We start from the raw sequence: 20331 nt of genomic DNA on the forward strand, positions 1-20331 counted from the left end.
ATGAGAGGGTGAAACGGAGTAGGGATGGTGCGGCTAACCGGTCGTGGCAGCCCCCGTCAGGCGCGCCTGGATGGCCGCCGGGGTGAGGGTGGGGGAGACCGCGTGGTCGCTCTCGACGGTGATCGCCGCCGCCGCGTGCCCGTGCCGCGCCGCCTCAGCGGGGGGCAGGCCCGATGCGAGCCCTGCGAGGAACGCCGCGAGCATCGCATCGCCCGCGCCGGTCACGTCCCGCACCTCGGCAGGCAGGGCGGGCAGTTCCGTCACGCCTTCCGGGCCACTCAGCAGGCTGCCCGCCGCGCCCCGGCGCACCCACACCAGCCTCACCCCCTGCGCGTGCAACTCGGCCGCCGCCGCCTGCAACGCCCCCGGCTCGTCCGGCACCGCGCGGCCCAGCAGGGCGGCCAGTTCCGGCACGTTCGGCGTCACCGCCTGCGGTACCAGCCCCGCCGCCAGGGCCGGGCGCAGCCGCGCCGCCTTCGGCACGCTCACCGGCTCGAACACCATCGCCGCACCCGCCTCGGCCGCCAGGGACAGCAGATGCGCCAGCGACGCCTCCGGCAGGTTCCCGTCCGCCACCACCCACGCCGCACCCCGCAGCACCCCACGCCGCTCCTGCAACGCCGCCGGAGTCAGGGCCTCCACCGCCGCCATCGCCGCCACCGCCACCAGCAGCTCCCCACTCGCATCCAGCACCGCCGTGTACGTACCCGTCGAGACCTCAGGCGCGCGCAGCACCGCCCGCACATCCACGCCCGCCGCCTCCGTCTCCCGCAGCAGCCAGTCGCCCAGCGCGTCCCGGCCCACCACACTCACCAGCGACGCCGGCACGCCCAGCCGCGCCAGATTCTCCGCGACATTCCGCGCCACGCCCCCCGGCGCCTGCGCCGACACGCCCGGATTGCTCGTCCCCGGCACCGCCGCCTGAATCGTGCGCGCCTTCACGTCCACGTTCGCGCCGCCCACCACCACCACACGGCCCGGCCCGCCCGCCTCGGGCAGCAGGTAACCCCGGCCCAGCAGCGCACCCTTCTTCACCAGATTGCTCACGTGCACATTCACGGACGCCCGCGTGGACCCCAGACGGCGCGCCAGTTCCTCCGGCGTGGCCAGGGGCGTCTCGCGGATCAGGGCGAGGAGGGCGGATTCGGTGTCGGTCAGGGGCATCTGCTTTCTATGATAAAGGCGTTTTCTGTGATTAATCAAGGTGGAGGCGGTTGGCGGTGGGTTTCTGGGTGCGGCCCCACCCCCCAGCCCCCTACCCCAGAGGGGCAGGGGGAGCGGTCGCTGGGCTCGGCAAGAGTTTCTACTCCTGCGGCGCGTTTGTGGTGGATGCTGACGTGTCCGGCTTCGACGCCATCCTGCCGCTCCCCTCGTAGGCCCGCGCGCTGCGCGCACGACGGCCGGTGGCAGTCTGCGGTCAGGAGATGGGTGGAACGCTACGCGCCGCTGATCGACTTTTAAAAGACCGCTTGGGCAACAGCTAAAAAGTAGAACCTGCCGAGTCACGGCAAGGTGTGGGGCCAGCCCATCGTCGTGGCAACCGAGCCCGTCGTGCGCGCAGCGCGCGGGGCGAACGGCGCGAAATCGGAGGATGGCGTGTGAGCCGTGGCCGTCCCCGCCCGATACCCACCGACCCCTGAGAGAAATACCTGCCCAGTGCAACGCTGCTCCCCCTGCCCCTCTGGGGTAGGGGGCTGGGGGGTGGGGAAGCCCGCCGCCAGGCGCCCACCTTCCACCTATCCCTCCGTCACGCCCCAGAGCGCCAGAACCTCCTGAGCCTCGTCCACGTGCATCTGCTCGACGAGTGCGCCCCGGTGCGTGGCGACGCTTTTGCCTTCGCGGCGGGCCTGTTCCCACGCGGCGATCAGTTCCTGCGCGGCCTGGGCTTCGGTGGCAGTGACGCCGAAGGCGGTGTTGGCGGCGTGGATCTGGTCGGGGTGGATGATGGTTTTGCCGGTGAAGCCGAGGGCGCGGCCCTGCTGGCATTCGCGTTGGAAGCCGTCGGGGTTGCGGATGTCGTTGTACACGGCGTCGAGGGGGGTTTTGCCGTGGGCGCGGGCGGCGAGGACGACGCTGCTGAGGGCGTGCAGGAGGGGCGTGCGGTCGGGGTGGGGTTGGGTGCGCAGGGCGCGGGCGAGGTCGTTCGCGCCGACGAGGAGGGCGGTCACGGCGGGCAGGGCGGCGATGCTGGGGGCGTTCAGGACGCCGTGGGGCGTTTCGATCATGGCCCAGATGGGCAGGGTGGGGCCGAGGGTCTGGATGGCGTGGGGGGTTTCGACTTTGGGGAGGACGATGCCGGCGGCGCTGGTGGTGTGGGCGAGGTGGTGGTCGTCCTGTGCCCAGGGGGTGCCGGCGCCGTTGACGCGGATGAGGACGGGGACGTGCCAGGGGGTGCGCAGGGCGTCGCGGACGTGTTCGCGGGCCTGGGCTTTGTGTTCGGGAGCGACGGCGTCTTCGAGGTCGAGGATGATGGCGTCGGGGTGTAGGGTGCGGGCTTTCTCGATGGCGCGGGGTTTGTCGGCGGGGACGTACAGCGCGGAGCGCAGGGGCTTCATGCGTTCACGGTAATACGCGGGGCCGGTCGGGGGACGTTCAGGGGAGCAGGAGGCGGGGTTCGGGGGCGGGGCCGAGGGCGCGGCGTTGCACGTCCCGCAGGACGGCCGGGCCGTCGGTGTGGATGCCGTGTTTGCGGAAGCTGGTGGCGAGGCTCTGGGCGTCGCGGGTCAGGAGGGTGTGAAAGTTGGGGTTTTGACGGGTCGAGAGTTGCGGAAAGTCGATGATGGTCACGGTGTCCTCCCACCAGAGAAGGTTGTAGGTGCTGTAGTCGCCGTGCGCGTACCCGAGCCGGAGCAGGTCGGCCATGCCCTGGAGACTCTGTTCCCAGGCGCGCTGGGCCTGTGCGGGGCTCAGGGCGGCGTCGCTGAGGCGCGGGGCGATGTGGTCTTCGGTGCCGATGAGGCGCATGACGACGGCAGGGACGGTTTCGGCGTACGCGGTCGGGTGCGGTCCGGCGAGGGGTTCCGGGACGTGCAGGCCGGCTTTCCAGAGGGTCCACAGGTGCGCGTACTCGCTCAGGACCCAGTCCTGCTGGAGCATGTGCAGGCCCAGGCGGGTGCGGTTCTGCATGGCTTTGGCGGCGCGGGCGTCGAGGATGACCTGCCCTTCGCGGTACACCTGGTCGTTCTGGAAGGAGCGGGCCTGCAGGTCTCGGTACAGCTTCACGAGGACGCTGCCGCGCGGGCCGCGCGCGACGTACGCGGTGGCTTCCTTGCCGCTCTTGAGTTCCGCGACGATCTCGGTGATGTACCCGCGGTCGGTCAGGCGGCGGATCACGTCGTCCTGCACGTCGTCGGGGTCGCTGGCGGTCAGGTGTGCCAGCTGGCGGCGGCCGGTCGGGCTGCGTTTCTGGCGGCGTCGGGGCGGTGGGGTGTCCCAGCGTTCGTCCCAGGCGTCGTCAGGTCCGGTGTCGTCGGTCCATCCGTGATCGGGCCAGTCGTCGTGAGCCCGGTCGGTGTGGGTGCGGGCGCTCATGGGCGCCCCGGTCGGTCAGTGCAGGGGGGCCAGCCCGAAGGCAGAGGTGGCCGGTGTTGGTGCGTCAAAATCACTCCAGGGGGCAGGAACGAAGACTCCGTGTGCGGCGGTCTGGACATCAGTGATGTTGGTCATAGCGGGCACCTCCTTTCGGTGATTGGGTGTAGCGTAGCAGGCAAAAGCGGCGTGTGTCACGAACAACGGGCGGGCTAGGCCATCACGCCTAGCACACCCGGCCGATGCGCCGGCCCAGCCCGAACACGACAAAAAAGAGAGGCGGGGCGCCCTGTGACCGCACCCCGCCTCCCGCTGCCCGCGACCTTACTTCAGCGTCTTGCTGATGAACGCGTTCGTGTAGTAATCGGTGGCTTTCGCGCCGGCCGGCAGTTTGCCCTGCTTCACGAGGGCCGCGACCGCTTTCGTCCACGCGGCGGGGTCCATGGCGCCGATGCCGTTGGCGCGGCTGTACGCGCCGGTCATCAGGGGCGTGCTGGCTTTCAGGACGTCCAGGCTGCCGCTCGCGCCGAACACGGGCTGCGCCACCTTGAACGCGCGGGCGGGGTCCGCGACCGTGAATTTCAGGCCGCGCTGACTGGCCCGCACGACCTTCTTCGCCAGGTCGCCGCTCAGGCTCTTGCCGGTGCCGATGAGTCCCACGCCGACCATCGGGTACGCGCCGCCGATGTCCAGCGTGTACACCCGCTTGCCGCTCGTGCGGGCCAGTTGCAGCACGTCGTTGTTCGAGTACCCCACGGCGGCGTCCACCCGTCCGGCGCGCACGGCGTCCACCTGCGTGAATCCGATGGAGTTCAGGCGCACGTCCCGGCCCTCGGTCAGGTCCGCGCTGTCCAGCAGCGCCTGAATGGCGTGGTACGAACTGCCGAACGGACCGGGAATGCCCACCGATTTGCCCTTCAGGCTGGCCGCGCCACTCAGGGGCGAGAGGCTGAACACCGTCACCGGGTTCTTCTGGTACATGGTCATCACGTACCGCACGTCCGCGCCCTGGTTCCGGGCGAAGATGGCGTCCTCGGGGTCACCCACCACGAAATCCAGTTTGCCCTGGAGCAGCAGTGGCAGCAGTTGCGACACGTACCCGTGCTGGTAGTTGACCTTCAGGCCCTCCGCTCCGAAGTACCCGAGCTTGTCGGCCACGTAGAACGGCGTGAACTGCACGTCCGGGTTGTACCCCAGCCCGATGTTCACGGTGCGCTGCGCGGACGCGGAGGTCGCCAGCAGGCCCAGCAGCAGAAGGAAGGCGCGTTTCATGAGAGCGAGTATAGGCGCCCTGCCCGGCGCGTCTGTGACCTGCTCCCCCGACCGTCGCCGCAGCGTGGGGCGGGGCATCTGCGCCCGCCACGCCGTGTCATGCTGCCCGCATGGACCTGGAATCCTGGACACCCGTGGACAACGCCCGCCGCCTCGCCACCCTGATCGCGGTGGGCGCCGCCATGTTCGGCCTGCTGGCCCTGTGGCTGGGCGCCGCGTGGCACCCGCTGCTGGCCCTGCTGGTCGCCGTGCTGGCCGGCGTGGCCGTGTGGGCCGCCGCATTCCAGGTGCTGCGCCGACTGCTGCGCCGCTGAAGCCCCCCCCACCGCGCCCACAGCGTGAACGCCCGCAGAACGGTCCCGGCCCGCGCGGGTGCTACACTCGGGGGCACGCCCGCACACGGTGACCCCCACCGGCGTCCGGAGCAGCGCCCGCACGAGGCGGGCCAGATGCAGGAAAAAGGAGCAAACCAGATGACGGACAACAACGAGCTGCGCCCCGGTGAGCAGACGCCAGAAGAACTGCGCGACATTATCCCCCAGCTGGAAGGCGAACCCGACGAGGACGCCGTGCTGGACGCCCAGGAAGCCGAAACTGAAACCGAAGGCGGCGTCAGCGCCGACGGGGCCGAAGGCGAGGAAGAAGAGTACATCGACGCCGACGAACTGCTGGGCGTCCTGGCCGAACTGAAAGAAATGCTCGAAGCCCAGGGCAAGGAAATCCGTGGCCTGCGCCGCGAGATGCGCGAAATGCGCGAAGCCCAGGGCCAGGGTGGCCTGCGCAGCGGCGAGCAGCGCCCCGCCCCCCGCGAGGACCGCGGCGGCTTCCGCGGCGACCGTGACGGCGGCTTCCGTCCCCGCGAAGACCGCGGCGGCTACCAGGGCGGCGGCGACCGCGGCGGCTTCCGTCCCCGCGAAGACCGCGGCGGCTACCAGGGTGGCGGCGACCGCGGCGGCTTCCGTCCCCGCGAAGACCGTGGCGGCTTCCAGGGTGGCGGCGACCGTGGTGGCTTCCGTCCCCGCGAAGACCGCGGCGGCTTCCAGGGTGGCGGCGACCGTGGCGGCTTCCGTCCCCGTGACGACCGCGGCGGCTTCCGTGGCGACCGTGACGGCGGCTTCCGTCCCCGCGAGGACCGTGGCGGCGACCGCCCCACCTTCCGTCCCCGTGACGACCGCAGCGGCCCCAGCGAAGGCGGCTTCCGCCCCCGCGACAACGACGCGGCCCCCGAGCGCCCCCGCGCCCGCGCCGACCGCGGCTGGAACAACCGCCGCGACGACGAGTAACCCATACACCTGAAAGAGGGCCGGACCACAGCGTCCGGCCTCTTTTCATTTCCCCGACATTCCATCGGTCACGGTGCGGTCACTGACCATTTCGGACACTCCAGTCACCTTCAGCGCGCGGGCGGGCACCATTCCCTCCGCCCGGCCGCCCTGGGGGCATGGAGGGAAGACCATGACCGCACCGAAGCACACGCCCGCCCTGATCCTGCTGACCCTCACCCTCGCCGCCTGCGGGGGAGGTGGCACGCCCACCCCCATCGGCACGCCCGTGACCAACCTCGCGGACAGCGGCGCCGGCAGCCTGCGGGACACGCTGGCCGCCGCGAAGAGTGGCGACACGCTGCGCCTGACGGGTACAGGAACGCTGACCCTCGCCAGCCCGCTGAAAATCGACAGGAACGTGACGATCATCGCCACGGGCGTGACCATCGACGCCGCCGGAAAGGGACGGGCGCTGGACGTCGCCAAGGGCGCCACCGTCACCATGCAGGGCGGGACGCTGAAAGGCGGAACCGGGGCGGTGCTGCCCGCTAGCCTACGTAGCGCTGTTCAACGTGAACTGACCGGACGGCCTGGTCTGGACGGATTGTCCCGCCTGAAAACAGTCAATCTGAATCCCCAGGCCGTCACCGTGACGTACGGCGGCGTCCTGAGCAATGCTGGGAACCTGACGCTGGACGGCGTGACCGTCACTGGTGGGAAGGCGAGCATAGGTGGCGGCATCTACAACATGGAAGGTGCGACTCTCACCCTGAAAGGAAGCACGAACGTCACCGGGAACGAGGCGACCCTCGCCGACCCGGCTGACTATGTGCTGGTACAGGGCATTGGGGGGGGCATTTTCAGTAAGGGCACCCTCACGGTTGCTGGGGGTAGCGTCAGTGCCAATACCGCTGTCTGGGATGGCGGGGGCATCTACGCCGGGCAGGGGAGTACCACGACCCTCAGCTCCGGGAAGGTGGACGGTAACCGGGCCACCCATCCGGTACAGTTCCTGAATAACGTGTACTACGGAAGCTCGGGCGGCGGCATCTTCACGCAGGGAGCATTGAACGTGACCGGAGGCAGCGTCAGCGATAACACGGCGACTTTCTTCGGAGCTGGAATCGTGTCGTACCTGACCTGCCTGAATGCCGACTGCACGTCGGTGGAACGCCCGACCTTCACCATGACGGGCGGCAGCGTGAACAACAACGTGCAGAGCAACCCAGATAAGAGGGGCAGCGGCGGTGGTGTCTCTACCTACGGCACGGCGTCCATCACGGGCGGCACGCTTAGCGGCAACCGGAGTGAAGCTGGAGGTGGAATCGCTGCTTTCCACAAACTCACGCTTGAAGGTGTCACCCTGACGAACAATTCCTCCACTCAGGTGGGCGGGGCCGTCTACGTCGGTGGTGACGTGCTGGTAAACGGCGCGACCATCAGCGAAAACAGCGCTCCCTATGGCGGAGGCATGTACGTCGGGAATGACGGTAAGTTGACTTTCCAGGACGGTCTGTTCACGAAGAACACCGCGAGCAAGTACGGCGGGGCCATTCACAGCATTCACAACGTCAAGGGCTTCACCATGACCGGCGGGACTATCCGGGGCAACAGCGCCACGCTGGCGGGTGGCGGCATCAACAGTGACGCGACGATGTCCCTGACGGGGGGCGTGATCGAGGACAACACCACGCCGGGTGTCGGGGGTGGCATCGCCACGTACGCGCAGCCCGGCACGCAGTCCACGGTCACGCTGGGCGGCACGCTGGTCATCCGGAACAACCGCGCGGACCGTGGTGGGGGTGTGTCGATCGGCTCGGCGGATCAGGGTGTCGGCACGCATGTCATTCAGGGAGCGACCATTCAGGGGAACACGGCGCAGACAGCTGGCGGTGGAATCAGTGTCGGTGGCGTATTGAAGTTTTCGAGCGGTCTGATCTCAGCGAATACGGCTGTCAAGGGAGGCGGAGGCCTCGTGGTGGGGGACAGAGGCCGGGTCGAGATGACCGGCGGGAGCATCACGGGCAACACGGTGACGAATACTGGTGACACTCAGGAGGGTGGCGGCGGCGGTGTCCGGCTGTATTCCGGCAGTGTTATGACGGCCAGTGGTGGAACGATCAGCAACAACACGGCGTGGACCGGGGGCGGGGTTCACACTGACGGTGTGTATGGAACGTCGTCCGCCTCGGCGTTTACGCTGGCTGGGGCGACCGTCAGTGGGAATAGAGCGCAGGATGGCGGCGGATTCTGGAATGACGGCACGTTGACCGTTCAGAGTGGCAGCGTATCGAGCAACGTAGCGGCGCGGCACGGTGGGGGCGTATTCAAGCTGAAACGGGGTGTGTACGCCCAGCCGGGCGGCAGTGTGTCGGGGAACAACCCGGACAACGTGTTCAACTCGCAGTGAATGCATGAAGCGGGGCGGAGGTTCACGGCGAACCTCCGCCCCGCTCTGCTGCCGGGGTCAGGCGGTGACGGTTTCGGCGGGTGCGGTGCTGGGCGCGAGGTGCCGGTCGAGCCAGTTCAGGTATTCGGTCAGGCGGGTGAGGCGGCGGTCCGGGCGGCCGGAGCGGCTCAGTTCGTGGTCCTCGCCGGGGAAGCGCACGAAGCGCACCGGCACGCCGTGGAGGGTGAGGGCGGCGTACCACTGTTCGGCCTGTTCGATGGGGCAGCGGTGGTCGAGGACCGAGTGGACGATCAGGGTGGGTGTCCGGACGTTCTCGACGTACTGGAGGGGGCTCATGTCCCAGAGTTTCAGGGTGTCTGCGCGGCGGTGGAAGTTCAGGCCGAGTTCGTCGTCCCAGAAGCGCAGGCCGATGTCGCTGGTCCCGCCGAACGACAGCAGGTTGCAGATGCTGCGGTCGGTGATGGCGGCGTGGAAGCGGGTGGTGTGCGCGGTGAGCCAGTTGGTCATGAAGCCGCCGTAGCTGCCGCCCATGACGGCGGTGCGCGTGCGGTCCAGGCGGGGGTGGGTGTCCAGGCAGGCGTCGAAGAAGGCCAGGAGGTCGTCGGCGTCGACGCTGCCCCAGCGGCCGTGGATGGCGTCCACCCAGGCCTGTCCGTAGCCGAGGCTGCCGCGCGGGTTGCTGTAGCACACGGCCTGTCCGCGTGCGGCGTACAGCTGGAATTCGTGCGTGAAGGTGTGCCCGTAGTCGGTGTGCGGGCCGCCGTGGATGCTGAGGATCGCGGGGACGGGGTCGGTGCCGTCGGGCAGCAGCACCCAGCCTTCGCCCTCGCCGAGTTCGGTGGGGAAGGCCACGCGGACGGGGGTGCGGGCCGGGAAGGGGAGGTTCGCGTGCAGGTCCGTGACCGGCTGGCCGTTCAGGATCACCTCGGGGAACTGGTCGGCCCGTTCGCGGATCAGCGCGAGGCCGCCGCCGCGCGCCGTGAAGGCCGGGATGACGCCCTGCGGGTCGTGCGTGTGGGCCTGCACGGAGCCGGACTGCCCGTCGGCGGCCAGGGTGGCGGTGAACAGACCGCAGCTGCCGCGCACGGTGCTGCTGAACAGCAGGGTGCGGTCGTCCAGCCATGCGGGCTTGTCGGGCATGGCGCCCACGTGGCAGTCGCCGCCCACGCCGTTCCCGACCGGGTGGTCATGCCCGGCGTCCAGGCGCACCGGGGCGGCGTCGCCGGTCAGGGGCAGCAGGTACAGGTGGGTGTGTTCGGTGTTGCCCTGCCCGGCGGGGCGGCCCACCAGCACGAACCGCTGACCGTCGGGGTGAGGAATGACGGCGCTGATGGCGGACTTCCACTGCGTGACCTGCCGGGGCGTGCCGTCCAGCGGCAGGTGCCAGACCTCCTGCTGCCAGTGCGCGCCGCTCAGTTCGTCGGTCGCGGCGATGAACAGCACGCCGCTGCTGTCGGGCAGCCAGGTCACGCCGCCCAGCTCGACCTCCGGCGCGTGCCACTCGGTCAGCTCGCCGCTCGGGACGTGCAGGCGGTACAGGCGCGCGGCGCGCTCGGGCAGCCAGTCCCGGCCGTTGAAGCGGTAGCGGGGTTTCGTGATGACGCGGGCCTCGCCGCGCTCGTCACGCTTGTCCTCGTCGTCGGCGGTGGTCATGAACGCCACGTACTGCCCGTCCGGGCTCCACTGGAGGTCCGAGACGCCGTTCCGGAAGCGGGTCACGACCTGCGCCTCGCCGCCCGAGAGGGGCAGCAGGTGCAGCTGCGCGCCCTCGCCGACCCGGCGGGTGAAGGCCAGGGTCTGCCCGTCCGGGGACCAGCGGGGGCTGCCGTCACGGCCCTCGCCGCGCGTCAGGACGCGCGTGCCCTGCGCGTCCGCCAGCCAGATCTGCGACTTGTACCGCGGTTTGGCGTGGGCCGCGTCGGGCTTGCGGGGGTCCTCCTCCTCGATGCGGGTCAGGACGAACGCGGCGCGCGTGCCGTCCGGGCTGACCTGCGGGTCCGACGGAAACACCAGGGGCAGCAGACTCTCCGGGCCGGGGATGGTTGAGTTCATGACACTCAGTCAAGCACACGCACGCCCGTCACGCCGGGGCAGGGGCCGGGAGCCTGTCCACCTGTCACGAACGACGGATTCATGATGACTTCCTCAACAGAGATAGGGTCTTTCCTTGCCATTTCTATACAGGTGCCAGCTAGTCTGAATGTACCGGCCCAACAGGCCTGGGCAGCAGTCGAGTGTGGGTGGACCGCCGGGTTCGCCAGACTGCTTCCCGCACGGCCAATCCTGACCAACCGACCCGTTTCTTGATCGAGCCGGACCTGCTTCTTTTTCTCTCTGGCGGCGCCCCAGCGGTGTCCGCCGCGCTCTACCCGTCCTACTGGAGGTCTGTCATGCAAGAACTGTCCTGCACCTGGGTTCCCGGAACCTTCGATGTCGTTCGTCTGAAATTCGCTGGTCGCACTGTCGAGATGACCGCCACCCGCCTCGCCCGGCTGTTCGGGAAGCAGGCGCTGCACGACCTGTACCTCAAGGGCAGCGCCCGCCTGAAAGTGGACGCCCGCGAGATCGCCCTGCTCGGCTGATACGGACACCGATTGAAGGGGCCGCCAGAAGGAGCCACCCAGACCCTTCAATCCGGGCGGACCCGTATGATACGGCCTCCGATTGAATGGGCTGCAAAGCCCGTTCAATCCGAGCGAAGCGAGTGGGAGAGAAACGGGTTCCGGACGTGGAGCCGGCAATCCGGTGACGTTCCGGATTGTCGGCGAAACAAACGGAATCCGTACGACTCGCGCCTCTTGGACCGGACCGCCGCAGGATGCCCTGCCGGCGGTTCTGTCATGCCTGACGGACCCCACACGGGGCGGGGCGTGGTATGGGGGCAGGGCGTAGCATGAACGCCATGCCTGAATTCGACACCCCGGACCTGCGCGCCATGCAGGCCGACCTGCACACCCTGGCCAGCATCGAGAGTCCGTCCGGCGATCCGGTCGCCGTGCAGCGCGTCATGGACGTCATCGAGGACTGGGCGCGCGACCTGGGCGCCGAGACGCACGCCCTGGGCGGCGGAACCCGGATCTTCCGCTTCGGCGTGCAGCCCGACGCGGCCGAACCCGCCGACAGGCCCGTGCTGGTCCTCACGCACGCCGACACCGTCTGGCCGCACGGCACGCTGGACCACATGCCGCTGCGCGTGGACGGCGACCGCCTGTACGGCCCCGGCACGTACGACATGAAAGCCGGGATCGTGGGCCTGTTCCACGCCCTGCGCGCCCTGCGGGGCGAGTGGCCGCGCGGAGGCGTGACCGTCCTGCTGTCCCCCGACGAGGAGATCGGCAGTCCGGGCAGCCGCGCCCACATCGAACGCGCCGCGCGGGAGGCGCGGGTCGCGCTGGTCGTCGAGCCGCCCGTCGCGGACACGCACGCCCTGAAGACCGGCCGGAAAGGCACCGGTGACTTCCGCCTCACCCTGACCGGCGTTGCCAGCCACGCCGGGAACCGCCCGGAGGACGGCGCGAGTGCTGTCACGGCCGCCGCGCACGCCGTGCTGGACCTTCAGGCGCTCGCCCGGCCGGAGGTCGGCACGACCGTCAGTGTCGGCATGATCGGCGGCGGCAGCGCCGTGAACGTCATTCCCGCCCACTGCACCCTGCACCTGGACCTGCGGGTCGCTACCCTCGCGGAAGCCGAGCGGGTGGACGCCGCCGTGCGCGCCTGGACGCCCCGCGACCCGCGCGTGACCGTGCAGGTCAGCGGCGGCCTGAACCGCCCCCCCTTCGAGCAGGGTGACGCCACCCTGGCCCTGTTCGAACAGGCCCGCGCCGCCGCGCAGGACCTGGGCTTCGACCTGACGCACGCCGTCGTCGGCGGCGGCAGCGACGGGAACTTCACCGCGCCCATCATCCCCACCCTGGACGGCCTGGGCGCCCCCGGCGACGGCGCGCACGCCGAGCACGAGCACGTCCGCCTGGACCGCTGGCCCGACCACGTGCGGCTGCTGACCCGCCTGCTGCGCGAAGTCTGATCGGAGTCCGTCGCGGGTCCGGCTGGCGGTCAGTGAACCAGACGGCCGGGCTGCGGCGGCTCCGTGGGCTGCGCCGGCTGCTGCTGCAGGCGCTCGGTCAGCGCGGCGGCGCCCAGGGGCAGGGCCAGACCGTACCCCTGGCCCAGCTGGCAGCGCAGCGCCCGGACGGCGTTCAGGTGCGCGGGCGTCTCGATGCCCTCGGCCGTCACGTCCGCGCCCAGGTTCCGGGCGATGCCCGTCACGGCCTGCGTGAGCGCCTGCGCGAACTGCGCGGCGGCCGGGTCGGTCAGGTCGGCCGTGATGGACCGGTCGAGTTTCACGCCCGTGATCGGCAGGGTCCGCAGCCGCATCAGGTTCGAGTAGCCGGACCCGAAATCGTCGATGCTGATCTGCACGCCCATCTCGCGCAGTTCGTGCAGGGCGCGGGCGGTGCGGGCATCCTCGTACAGCACGGCCGTTTCCGTCAGTTCCAGTTCCAGGCGGGCCGGCGGCAGGCCGCTGCGGGTCAGGGCGGCCTGCACGGTCGCGCGGAACTCGAACTGCAGCAGCTGCACGGCGCTGACGTTCACGCTGATGGTCAGGTCCGGCCAGGCCAGCGCCGCCCGGCACGCCTCGTTCAGGACCCAGGTGCCGATGGGGGTGATCAGGCCGCTGCGCTCGGCCACCGGAATGAACTCGGCGGGCGACACGCGGCCCAGGGTGGGGTGCGTCCAGCGCAGTAGCGCCTCGGCCTTCACGATCCGGTGGTCGGCCAGACGGTACACCGGCTGGAACACCAGCGTCAGTTCCTGGCGGTGCAGCGCCCCCCCCAGTTCGCCCGCCAGCAGCTGCGAACGTTCGGTCAGCGCGTCCTGTTCCGGGTGGTAGCGGCGCAGGCGGCGGCGGCCGGCGCGTTTCACGGCGAACAGTGCGCTGTCCGCGTGCCGCAGCAGTTCGTCCGGGTCGCTGGAATCGTGCGGGTACAGGGTCAGGCCGATACTCAGGGTGGTTTCCACGCCCACCCGCGCGCTCGGTTCGATGGCCGCCTCGTGCAGGATGACCTGCCCCGCCCAGTCCGCCTGTTCGGGCGTCACGCCGGGCAGCAGGACCACGAACTCGTCACCGCTCAGGCGGTACACCTGCGCGTCCGGCCCGCTGAGCCGTTCGAGTTCGCCCGCCAGGACGCGCAGCAGCGTGTCGCCCGCCGGGTGTCCCAGCGTGGCGTTCACGATCTTGAAGCCGTCCACGTCCACGTGCAGCAGCGCGAACGCCGCCGAGCCGGGCTGCGTCATGCGGCCCAGGTCTTCTCGCAGCCGCGTCCGGCCGGGCAGGCCGGTCAGCAGGTCGGTGCTGCTGAGGACCCGCAGGGCGTTCTGCTCGCCGCGCCGCTGCCCCAGGTCCTCGTGGCGCCGCATGAACAGGGACGTCAGGTGCAGCGTCACGGCCGCCGAGAGGTTCAGGTGCAGCAGCGCCCGCATCACGTCCGGTTGTAGCGCCTCGCCGCGCAGCAGCGGCGCGAGCAGGATCACGCCGCTCAGGACTGCCACGCTGCCCAGCAGGGCGTTCAGGACGTTGATCATGGACCGGGGCGTGTCGGCCACCAGCCGCCACAGGAACAGCGTGGGCAGCCACACCATCGTCTCGATCAGCTCCGCGACCAGCACCGCCGGCTCGTGCACCACGGCCGCCAGCAACGCCAGTTTCACGGTCAGGAACGCGGCGCAGCTCAGCAGGAGCGTCAGGGCCAGCGTGGTCTGGTCCTTCCAGCGCTGCGCGGTGGCGACCCAGATGCTGCTCAGCAGGAACAGCAGCACCCCGTTCAGCGGCAGGTCGTACGTCCGGTCCCAGGTGTCCTGCCGCGAGAACACCTGCAACGCCCCGATGAACAGCACGAGGACCGGCAGGACCACCAGCATGGACAGCCGCCATGTTTCCGGCAGCGGCGCGGCAGGTGAGGGATCGGTGCGGCCCATATACGCCCAGTGTATGAATCGCTTCCACACAGTTTTCATACTGACCGGTCACGTGAGCGCCCGCCGGAGCGCCCGCCCCGGCAACCGATATGCTGCGGGCACGATGTTCAACCTGTTCCGCAAGAAGCCGCCCGCCAACCCGCACGTCAAGCAGGACGACCCGCAGACGTACCGCGTGCGCGTCCGCACCCGCCCGCACGCGGAAGTCGTCGAGTTCCGCTTCACCAAGGGCGCCCACATCGGCATCGACGACGACGGCACGTACCTGTTCCGCAAACCCGTCGTCAGCCCCCAGCACTTCGACCGGGGCGAACTCCTCGTGCGCTTCGACCGCAGTTACCGCGTCACCGCCACCGAGGGCGAGAACGTGGACTTCATTCCCGTCAGCGACTGGGAATAAGTAGGGGAGGCGGGAAGCACTCCCCTCACCTCACCTCGTGGAAGGTCTCCTCGGTCACGCGGTCGGGGTACTTGCGGATGAAGTCCACGGTGCTCAGCGCCTGCGTGCGGTGACACGCGATGGCTTGCAACTTGCGCACGATGAAGCGCGTCACGTCGTGGCGCACGTTCGGCGGGAGCCACTCGGCCCGCAGCGCCTCGTTCTCCGGCGGCACGTCGCTGGCGTAGTACCACAGGCGGGGCCGCTCGCCGTCCGGCAGGGTGTCCCACGCGGCCTTCACGGCGCGGTGCGTGGTCACGTGGTCCGGGTGCCCGTTGCTGCCGTTCGGCGGGAAGGTCAGCACGACCTCGGGCCGCAGGCGCACCATTGCCTCGCGCGCCACCTCGGTCAGCGCCGAGAGCGGCTCGTCCTTCAGGTACTTGTCCGGGAAGCGGTGATGCTCGAAGACACTCCCGCCCGCCACCGCCTCCGGCGTGGTCAGGCCGATCACGCCCAGGCACGCGGCGAGCTCCACCTCACGCATCCGCGCCAGTTCCTCCGGCGAGTCGCACAGGCCCAGCGTGCGGCCCGCCTCGCCGCGCGTCAGCGTCACCAGCCCACAGGCCTCCCCGGCCTCCAGGTGACCCATCAGCGTTCCCGACGCGCCGTACACCTCGTCATCCGGGTGCGGCACGATCAGCAGCAGTTTCATGCGGACTCCGTCTGCTGCGTGGTCAGATCGGAAAGACGCCGCTCTGCCCACTCCGCGCCCGGAGCCCGCTCTTCTCCCACTCGCATCCGCTCGGATGGAATGGCCTTGACCAGCCATTCCACTGGAGTCCTGTTCAGTCCTTTGCTCATCCGCCCAGCATAGGCCCGCCCGCCCGTCACCGCGTGGGGCACGCCGCACACGCGCCGGGTAGCCGTAGGCGTGCTGGCGGATGCGCCTCCGGCCGGGCGGCCCGCATGATGGGCGCATGACCCACCTGCTCCCCTTCACGCTGCGCGAGCCGCGCAAGCCCGACGATTTCGCCCGGATCGCGGCGCTGCTGAGTGCCGCCGATCCCGACTGGCCGGTCACGCCAGAGCTGCTGGCTACCTGGGACGAGGCGCACGACCCGGCGCTGTACCGCTTCGAGCTGGTGGCCGAACAGGACGGGCGGATCGTGGGCGTCGGGAACGTCGGGCACGACGATTTCGCATTCGAGGAGTGGCGGTACTTCGGTGGGTTGACCGTTCACCCGGACGCGCGGGGGCAGGGAATCGGGACGGCGCTGTACGACGCACTGACAGCGCGGCTGCGGGAGCGGGGCGCGCAGGACATCCGCACGATGCTCAGCGATCAGGACCACGACGCGCCGGGCCGGGCGTTCCTGTCTGCGCGGGGCTACGTGCGCACCTGGGACCGCTATGAGTCGCGCCTGCACACGGCCGACGCCGACCTGGGCGCCTTCGACGACCTGATGGCGGCCGTGGCGGCGGACGGCGTGCAGCTGCGCCCGGTGGCGGACCTCGCCGGGGACCCGGAGCGGAACCGCAGGTTGTGGGAACTCGACTGGCGCCTCTTCCAGGACGTGCCGATGGGGCAGACCCTCACCCGGCGGCCCTTCGAGGCGTGGGTGAAGCAGGAACTGGACGACCCGACCTTCAGCCACGAGCTGTCCTTCGTGGCCCTGCGCCCCGACGTGAACGACCCGGAAACCGGCCCGTACGTGGGCTACAGCACCCTGATGAGCAACCCGGCGGGCTTCTTTGTCATCGGCATGACCGGCGTGCGCCGCGAGGACCGGGGGCGCGGCGTCGCCAAGGCCCTGAAGGTCGCCGCGATGCGTGCCCTGGCCGCCGCCGGGGGAGGCGAGATCCGCACCTTCAACGACCCGCCCAACAAGGCCATGCTGGGCATGAACCGCGCGCTGGGCTTCCGGCGCGGCCCGACCCGCAGCCGCTACGAACTGCACCTGGACCCCGTGACCGGCGAACGCCGCCCCGTCCCCGTACCCCCGGAGCTGGCGTGATCGCCCTGCGACCCTTCGCGCTGCGGCCCGCCACGGACGCCGACCTGGGCGCCCTGGCGGACCTGCTGAGCGCCGTGAATCCCCGCCACCCGCAGACCGCCGAGTCGCTGGCCCACGACCTGCACTCGCTGCGGTCGCACCCGCTGGGCCTGCACGTCGCGCAGTGGGTGGCGCACACCCCGGACGGAACGCTGCTGGGCGCGGCATCGGCGTTGCAGTTCGGCGGGATGTACCACCCGGACCGCTACCACGCCGAGGTCGGCGTTCACCCCGGCGCGCGCGGCCAGGGGGTCGGCGCGGCGCTCGCGGCGCACGTCACCGGGTACCTGGAGGCGCGGGGCGCGCGCGAGGTCCTGGCCGGCGCGTACGAGGACGAACCGCTCAGCCTGCACTTCCTGACGGCGCGGGGGTTCCGGGAGGTCATGCGGTTCTTCGACAACGTGCTCGACATGGCCGACTTCGACGCGGACGCCTGGGCGGACCGGGCGCCCCTGCCTGATGGACTGCGGGCCGTGACCCTGGCCGACTTGAGCGCTGAACTGGGCGAGGACGCCGCCCACCGCGCGTTCTACGCGGGCTGGCTGGCCGCGCGCGAGGACGTGCCCCGCACCGCCCCCGCGACCCCGGTCGCCTATGAGGACTTCCTGACCCGCATCGACCGCCCGGAACACCTGCCGCACGGCACGCTGCTGGCCGTCACCCCGGCGGGCGAGGTCGCGGCCCTGTCCGAACTGCACCGGGACCTGAACGACCCGCAGCGCCTGAACACCGGCCTGACCGGCACGCACCGCGACTGGCGCCGCCAGGGGCTGGCACTGGCCCTGAAGGTCGCCGCGCTGCGCGTCGCGCGGGACCTGGGTGCCCGCGAGGTCTGGACCGGGAACGCCACCACCAACGCGCCCATGCTGGCCCTGAACGACCGCCTGGGCTTCCGCCCGCGCGTCGCCTGGGTCGAGATGCAGCGCGGTCAGGTGGACGCATGATCACCGTCACGCCCATCGCCGAGCACGAGTGGGACGCCGCTGCCGCCATCCTGACCGGCGCGAACCCGCACGAACCCCTGACCGGCGAGGAGTACCGCCACCAGATGCGCGAACAGCAGGACTGGGGGTACGGCTGGGCCGTGTTCGTCGCCCACGCTGGCGGCGAGGTGGCGGGCGTCGCCGGGTACCACCAGAACCCCGGCGCGTTCCACCCGCACCGCTACGACCTGGACCTCGCCGTCGCGCCGCACGCGCAGCGACGCGGGATCGGCGCGGCCCTCTGGAACACCCTGGCCGCCGACCTGCGCGCCCGGAACGCCGAATCCGCCCGCATCCTGGCCCGCGAGGACCACCCGGTCGCGCCTGGCTTCCTGACCCGCCGGGGCTTCACGGGCGGCAAACGGTACTTCATGTCCACCCTGCACGTCCCGGACTTCGACCCCACTCCGTATGCCGTACTGGAGGAACGCGTGCAGGCGCGCGGCGTCCGCCTCCGCAGCCTGACCGACCTGCGCGCCGCCGACACCCCGGACCTCGTGGGCCGCCTGCACGCCCTCATGAGCGACGTGCGCCAGGACGTGCCCCGCGCCGAACCCGCCACGCCCCTGACCCGGCAGGTGTTCGAGGACGCCATCCTGGGCGACCCCGGCCTCCTGCCGGACGCGTACCTGATCGCCGAGGTCGGCGGGGACTGGGTGGGCCAGACCACCCTGTTCCGCAGCGACGCCAGCCCTGACCTCCTGACCGGCCTGACCGGCGTCACCCGCTCCTGGCGCGGCCAGGGCGTCGCCACCGCCCTGAAGCTCGCCGCGATCCGCGCCGCCCGCACCCTGAACGCCACGACCATCCGCACCGACAACGCCAGCGACAACGCCCCCATGCTCGCCATCAACGACCGCCTCGGCTTCGTCCGCGACCCCGCCAGCGTGTCGTACGTGACCCGCTTCGGGTGAAGGAGGGGAGTGGGGTGTGGGCAGTGGGGAGTGGGTCGGCTTGACCTAGGCGGGCACCCCGCGCACACGCTGTTGACCATCAACCATCAACCATCAACCATCAACCATCAACCATCCACCGCGTAAGCTGTGTCTGTGCTGCTGAGTATCGACTGGGACGCCTTCTCGGGCACGCGGGAACTGGTGTTCGACGCGCCGATCTGGGGGACGCGGGACCTCGACCATGACCGGTCCGGCGCGTGGGTGGACCGCGCGCGCCAGCGTGGAGGTCGTGACTGGGACGCGCTGGAGACGGATTTCCCGCTGTACTCCGGCTGGGAGGCCCTCCGCGCGTACGTGGGCATTCCGGCGTTCGTGACGCTCAGTCACGCGGACGCCTGGGCGTGGCTGGAACGGTATCCGGGCCTGGATGTGCTGAACCTCGACTCGCACCACGATCTGGGGAGCCGCAGTGGCGACCCGGCGCGCGTGCGGCCCGGCAACTGGGCGGGCCTGGGACTGGCGCGCGGCCTGATCCGCACGGTCACGACGCTGTACCCGGACTGGCACGCGGACCTGCCCGTCGCGGAGGGTTTCGATCTGGACCGCACGCGCGGCGAGATCCGCGACCTGCTGCCCGCCGCGCTGCTGGACCGCGTGACCCTGACCCGGCAGGCTCGGCCCGGCGCGGACCTGCCCGACCCGGCGCGGGTCACGTCGCTGCTGCTGGTGCAGTCCCCGGCGTGGACGAACCCGGCGCACGACCCGGCGTTCCTGGCGCTGGCGGCCGAACTGCGCGCCACGCCCATCGTGCCGCCGCTGGCCCGTCCCTGACCCGGTATTCCCCCGACAGGTTGGACGGCATCCTTGTGAGCGGCGCGCCGCAGCAACGCCTACAATGACGGGGCAGAGGAACCCGCAGCAGTCCCCCACCTGCGATCCCGCGCGATCAGGAGCCGACGTGACCAGTATTCACACCGATGAACAGACCCTTCCCGCCACCTATCAGGTCGGCGTGTTCGCCCTGATCCGCAACCGGGACGCCTACCTGATCGTCCAGCCGCGCCAGCCACTGCTGCCCGGCGGACGCCAGGGCCTTCCGGGCCTGCTGCTGGGCGGCAGCAGCGGCCTGAACCTCGTCGAGATGAACCTGCGCCGCGTGGTCCGCGAGCAGGTGAAACTGGTCGTCAGCGACCTGAAACTCGTCGGATCGCACGCCTCGCGCAGCCCGCAGGACAGCGGCGCCGACGCCCGCCTGAACCTGATCTTCGGCACCGAGTACAGCGCCGGGATTCTCGACCCGAACCCCGAACAGGTCGCCGCCGCCGACTGGATTCCCCGCACCGAGCTGCTGGAGCCCGGCGCGTACCCCGAATGGCTGGCCGCCGCCGTCCGCGACTTCGAGACGACCCAGGCCGCCGCCGCGCCCGCCGAACCCGCCCCGTCCCGCCTGCGCTTCGGCCGCCGCCGCTGACCGCCCCCCCCGGCGGCCCCCGCCCCACCCGAAAGCTGCCGTGAGGTAAGCTCGTGGGCGGCCCGTGACCTGTGCTGTCGCTGCGGCCGGAGGTCAC

At 70.6% G+C, this 20331-nt stretch carries 18 protein-coding genes; 10 read left to right on the forward strand and 8 right to left on the reverse strand.

What is annotated here, in order from left to right:
- Positions 1-33 precede the first annotated feature (33 nt).
- From CBQ26_RS15245 to CBQ26_RS15260, 4 genes are all read right to left on the reverse strand, one after another.
- A complete protein-coding gene (locus tag CBQ26_RS15245; RefSeq protein ID WP_088249492.1) occupies positions 34-1164 on the reverse strand; it encodes a carbohydrate kinase in 1131 nt (376 codons plus the stop codon).
- 572 nt (positions 1165-1736) lie between these two features.
- The gene (locus CBQ26_RS15250) at positions 1737-2555 is read right to left on the reverse strand and encodes an HpcH/HpaI aldolase/citrate lyase family protein (protein ID WP_088249493.1); all 819 of its coding nucleotides are present in this window, start codon (positions 2553-2555) and stop codon (positions 1737-1739) included.
- Between the two features lie 37 nt (positions 2556-2592).
- On the reverse strand, positions 2593-3531 hold the full coding sequence (locus tag CBQ26_RS15255) for an RIO1 family regulatory kinase/ATPase domain-containing protein (protein WP_088249494.1): 939 nt from the start codon (positions 3529-3531) through the stop codon (positions 2593-2595).
- Positions 3532-3852: 321 nt separating this feature from the next.
- Positions 3853-4800 carry an ABC transporter substrate-binding protein gene (locus tag CBQ26_RS15260; protein ID WP_088249495.1) on the reverse strand — a complete coding sequence of 316 codons (948 nt, stop codon included), beginning with the start codon at positions 4798-4800 and terminating at the stop codon, positions 3853-3855.
- 110 nt (positions 4801-4910) lie between these two features.
- On the opposite strand from CBQ26_RS15260, the gene CBQ26_RS15265 reads away from it, so the two are divergent.
- From CBQ26_RS15265 to CBQ26_RS15275, 3 genes are all read left to right on the forward strand, one after another.
- Positions 4911-5114: a hypothetical protein gene (locus tag CBQ26_RS15265; protein WP_088249496.1), complete on the forward strand. Its 204-nt coding sequence runs from the start codon at positions 4911-4913 to the stop codon at positions 5112-5114.
- A 159-nt stretch (positions 5115-5273) separates the two neighbouring features.
- Positions 5274-6083 carry a hypothetical protein gene (locus tag CBQ26_RS15270; protein WP_088249497.1) on the forward strand — a complete coding sequence of 270 codons (810 nt, stop codon included), beginning with the start codon at positions 5274-5276 and terminating at the stop codon, positions 6081-6083.
- A 172-nt stretch (positions 6084-6255) separates the two neighbouring features.
- A complete protein-coding gene (locus CBQ26_RS15275) occupies positions 6256-8475 on the forward strand; it encodes a beta strand repeat-containing protein (protein ID WP_143342170.1) in 2220 nt (739 codons plus the stop codon).
- A 57-nt stretch (positions 8476-8532) separates the two neighbouring features.
- Here the strand turns inward: CBQ26_RS15275 and CBQ26_RS15280 are convergent, their stop codons facing one another.
- Complete coding sequence (locus CBQ26_RS15280; RefSeq protein ID WP_088249499.1) at positions 8533-10527, reverse strand: S9 family peptidase; 1995 nt, start codon at positions 10525-10527, stop codon at positions 8533-8535.
- 841 nt (positions 10528-11368) lie between these two features.
- Between CBQ26_RS15280 and CBQ26_RS15290 the strand changes: the two genes are divergently transcribed.
- Positions 11369-12499, forward strand: a complete 1131-nt coding sequence (locus CBQ26_RS15290; RefSeq protein WP_088249501.1) for a M20 family metallopeptidase — start codon at positions 11369-11371, stop codon at positions 12497-12499.
- 29 nt (positions 12500-12528) lie between these two features.
- On the opposite strand, the gene CBQ26_RS15295 is transcribed toward CBQ26_RS15290, so the two are convergent.
- Positions 12529-14451, reverse strand: coding sequence for a putative bifunctional diguanylate cyclase/phosphodiesterase (locus CBQ26_RS15295; protein ID WP_172418124.1), 1923 nt, complete (start codon positions 14449-14451; stop codon positions 12529-12531).
- A 103-nt stretch (positions 14452-14554) separates the two neighbouring features.
- Here CBQ26_RS15295 and CBQ26_RS15300 point away from each other — a divergent pair, with 103 nt between their 5' ends.
- Complete coding sequence (locus CBQ26_RS15300; RefSeq protein WP_088249503.1) at positions 14555-14851, forward strand: hypothetical protein; 297 nt, start codon at positions 14555-14557, stop codon at positions 14849-14851.
- Positions 14852-14876: 25 nt separating this feature from the next.
- On the opposite strand, the gene CBQ26_RS15305 is transcribed toward CBQ26_RS15300, so the two are convergent.
- Together CBQ26_RS15305 and CBQ26_RS22010 are read right to left on the reverse strand one after the other, a co-directional pair.
- Positions 14877-15542, reverse strand: coding sequence for a PIG-L deacetylase family protein (locus tag CBQ26_RS15305; RefSeq protein WP_088249504.1), 666 nt, complete (start codon positions 15540-15542; stop codon positions 14877-14879).
- A complete protein-coding gene (locus CBQ26_RS22010; protein WP_172418125.1) occupies positions 15539-15691 on the reverse strand; it encodes a hypothetical protein in 153 nt (50 codons plus the stop codon). The genes CBQ26_RS15305 and CBQ26_RS22010 overlap by 4 nt, the downstream gene beginning before the upstream one ends.
- A gap of 116 nt (positions 15692-15807) precedes the next feature.
- Here CBQ26_RS22010 and CBQ26_RS15310 point away from each other — a divergent pair, with 116 nt between their 5' ends.
- The 5 genes from CBQ26_RS15310 to CBQ26_RS15330 all read left to right on the forward strand — a co-directional run bounded on the left by CBQ26_RS15310 (position 15808) and on the right by CBQ26_RS15330 (position 20234).
- Positions 15808-16845 (forward strand): GNAT family N-acetyltransferase, encoded by a 1038-nt coding sequence (locus CBQ26_RS15310; protein ID WP_088249505.1) that lies wholly within the window; start codon positions 15808-15810, stop codon positions 16843-16845.
- Positions 16842-17828, forward strand: a complete 987-nt coding sequence (locus CBQ26_RS15315; protein ID WP_229844102.1) for a GNAT family N-acetyltransferase — start codon at positions 16842-16844, stop codon at positions 17826-17828. Before CBQ26_RS15310 ends, CBQ26_RS15315 begins: the two co-directional genes overlap by 4 nt.
- Positions 17825-18781, forward strand: coding sequence for a GNAT family N-acetyltransferase (locus tag CBQ26_RS15320; protein WP_088249506.1), 957 nt, complete (start codon positions 17825-17827; stop codon positions 18779-18781). Before CBQ26_RS15315 ends, CBQ26_RS15320 begins: the two co-directional genes overlap by 4 nt.
- Positions 18782-18916: 135 nt before the next feature.
- Positions 18917-19594 carry an arginase gene (locus CBQ26_RS15325; RefSeq protein ID WP_088249507.1) on the forward strand — a complete coding sequence of 226 codons (678 nt, stop codon included), beginning with the start codon at positions 18917-18919 and terminating at the stop codon, positions 19592-19594.
- A gap of 127 nt (positions 19595-19721) precedes the next feature.
- Entirely contained in the window at positions 19722-20234 is a 513-nt protein-coding gene (locus CBQ26_RS15330; RefSeq protein WP_088249508.1) for a hypothetical protein, read from the forward strand.
- Positions 20235-20331: the final 97 nt, after the last annotated feature.

It is taken from the genome of Deinococcus indicus (genome assembly GCF_002198095.1).
GTDB lineage: Bacteria > Deinococcota > Deinococci > Deinococcales > Deinococcaceae > Deinococcus > Deinococcus caeni.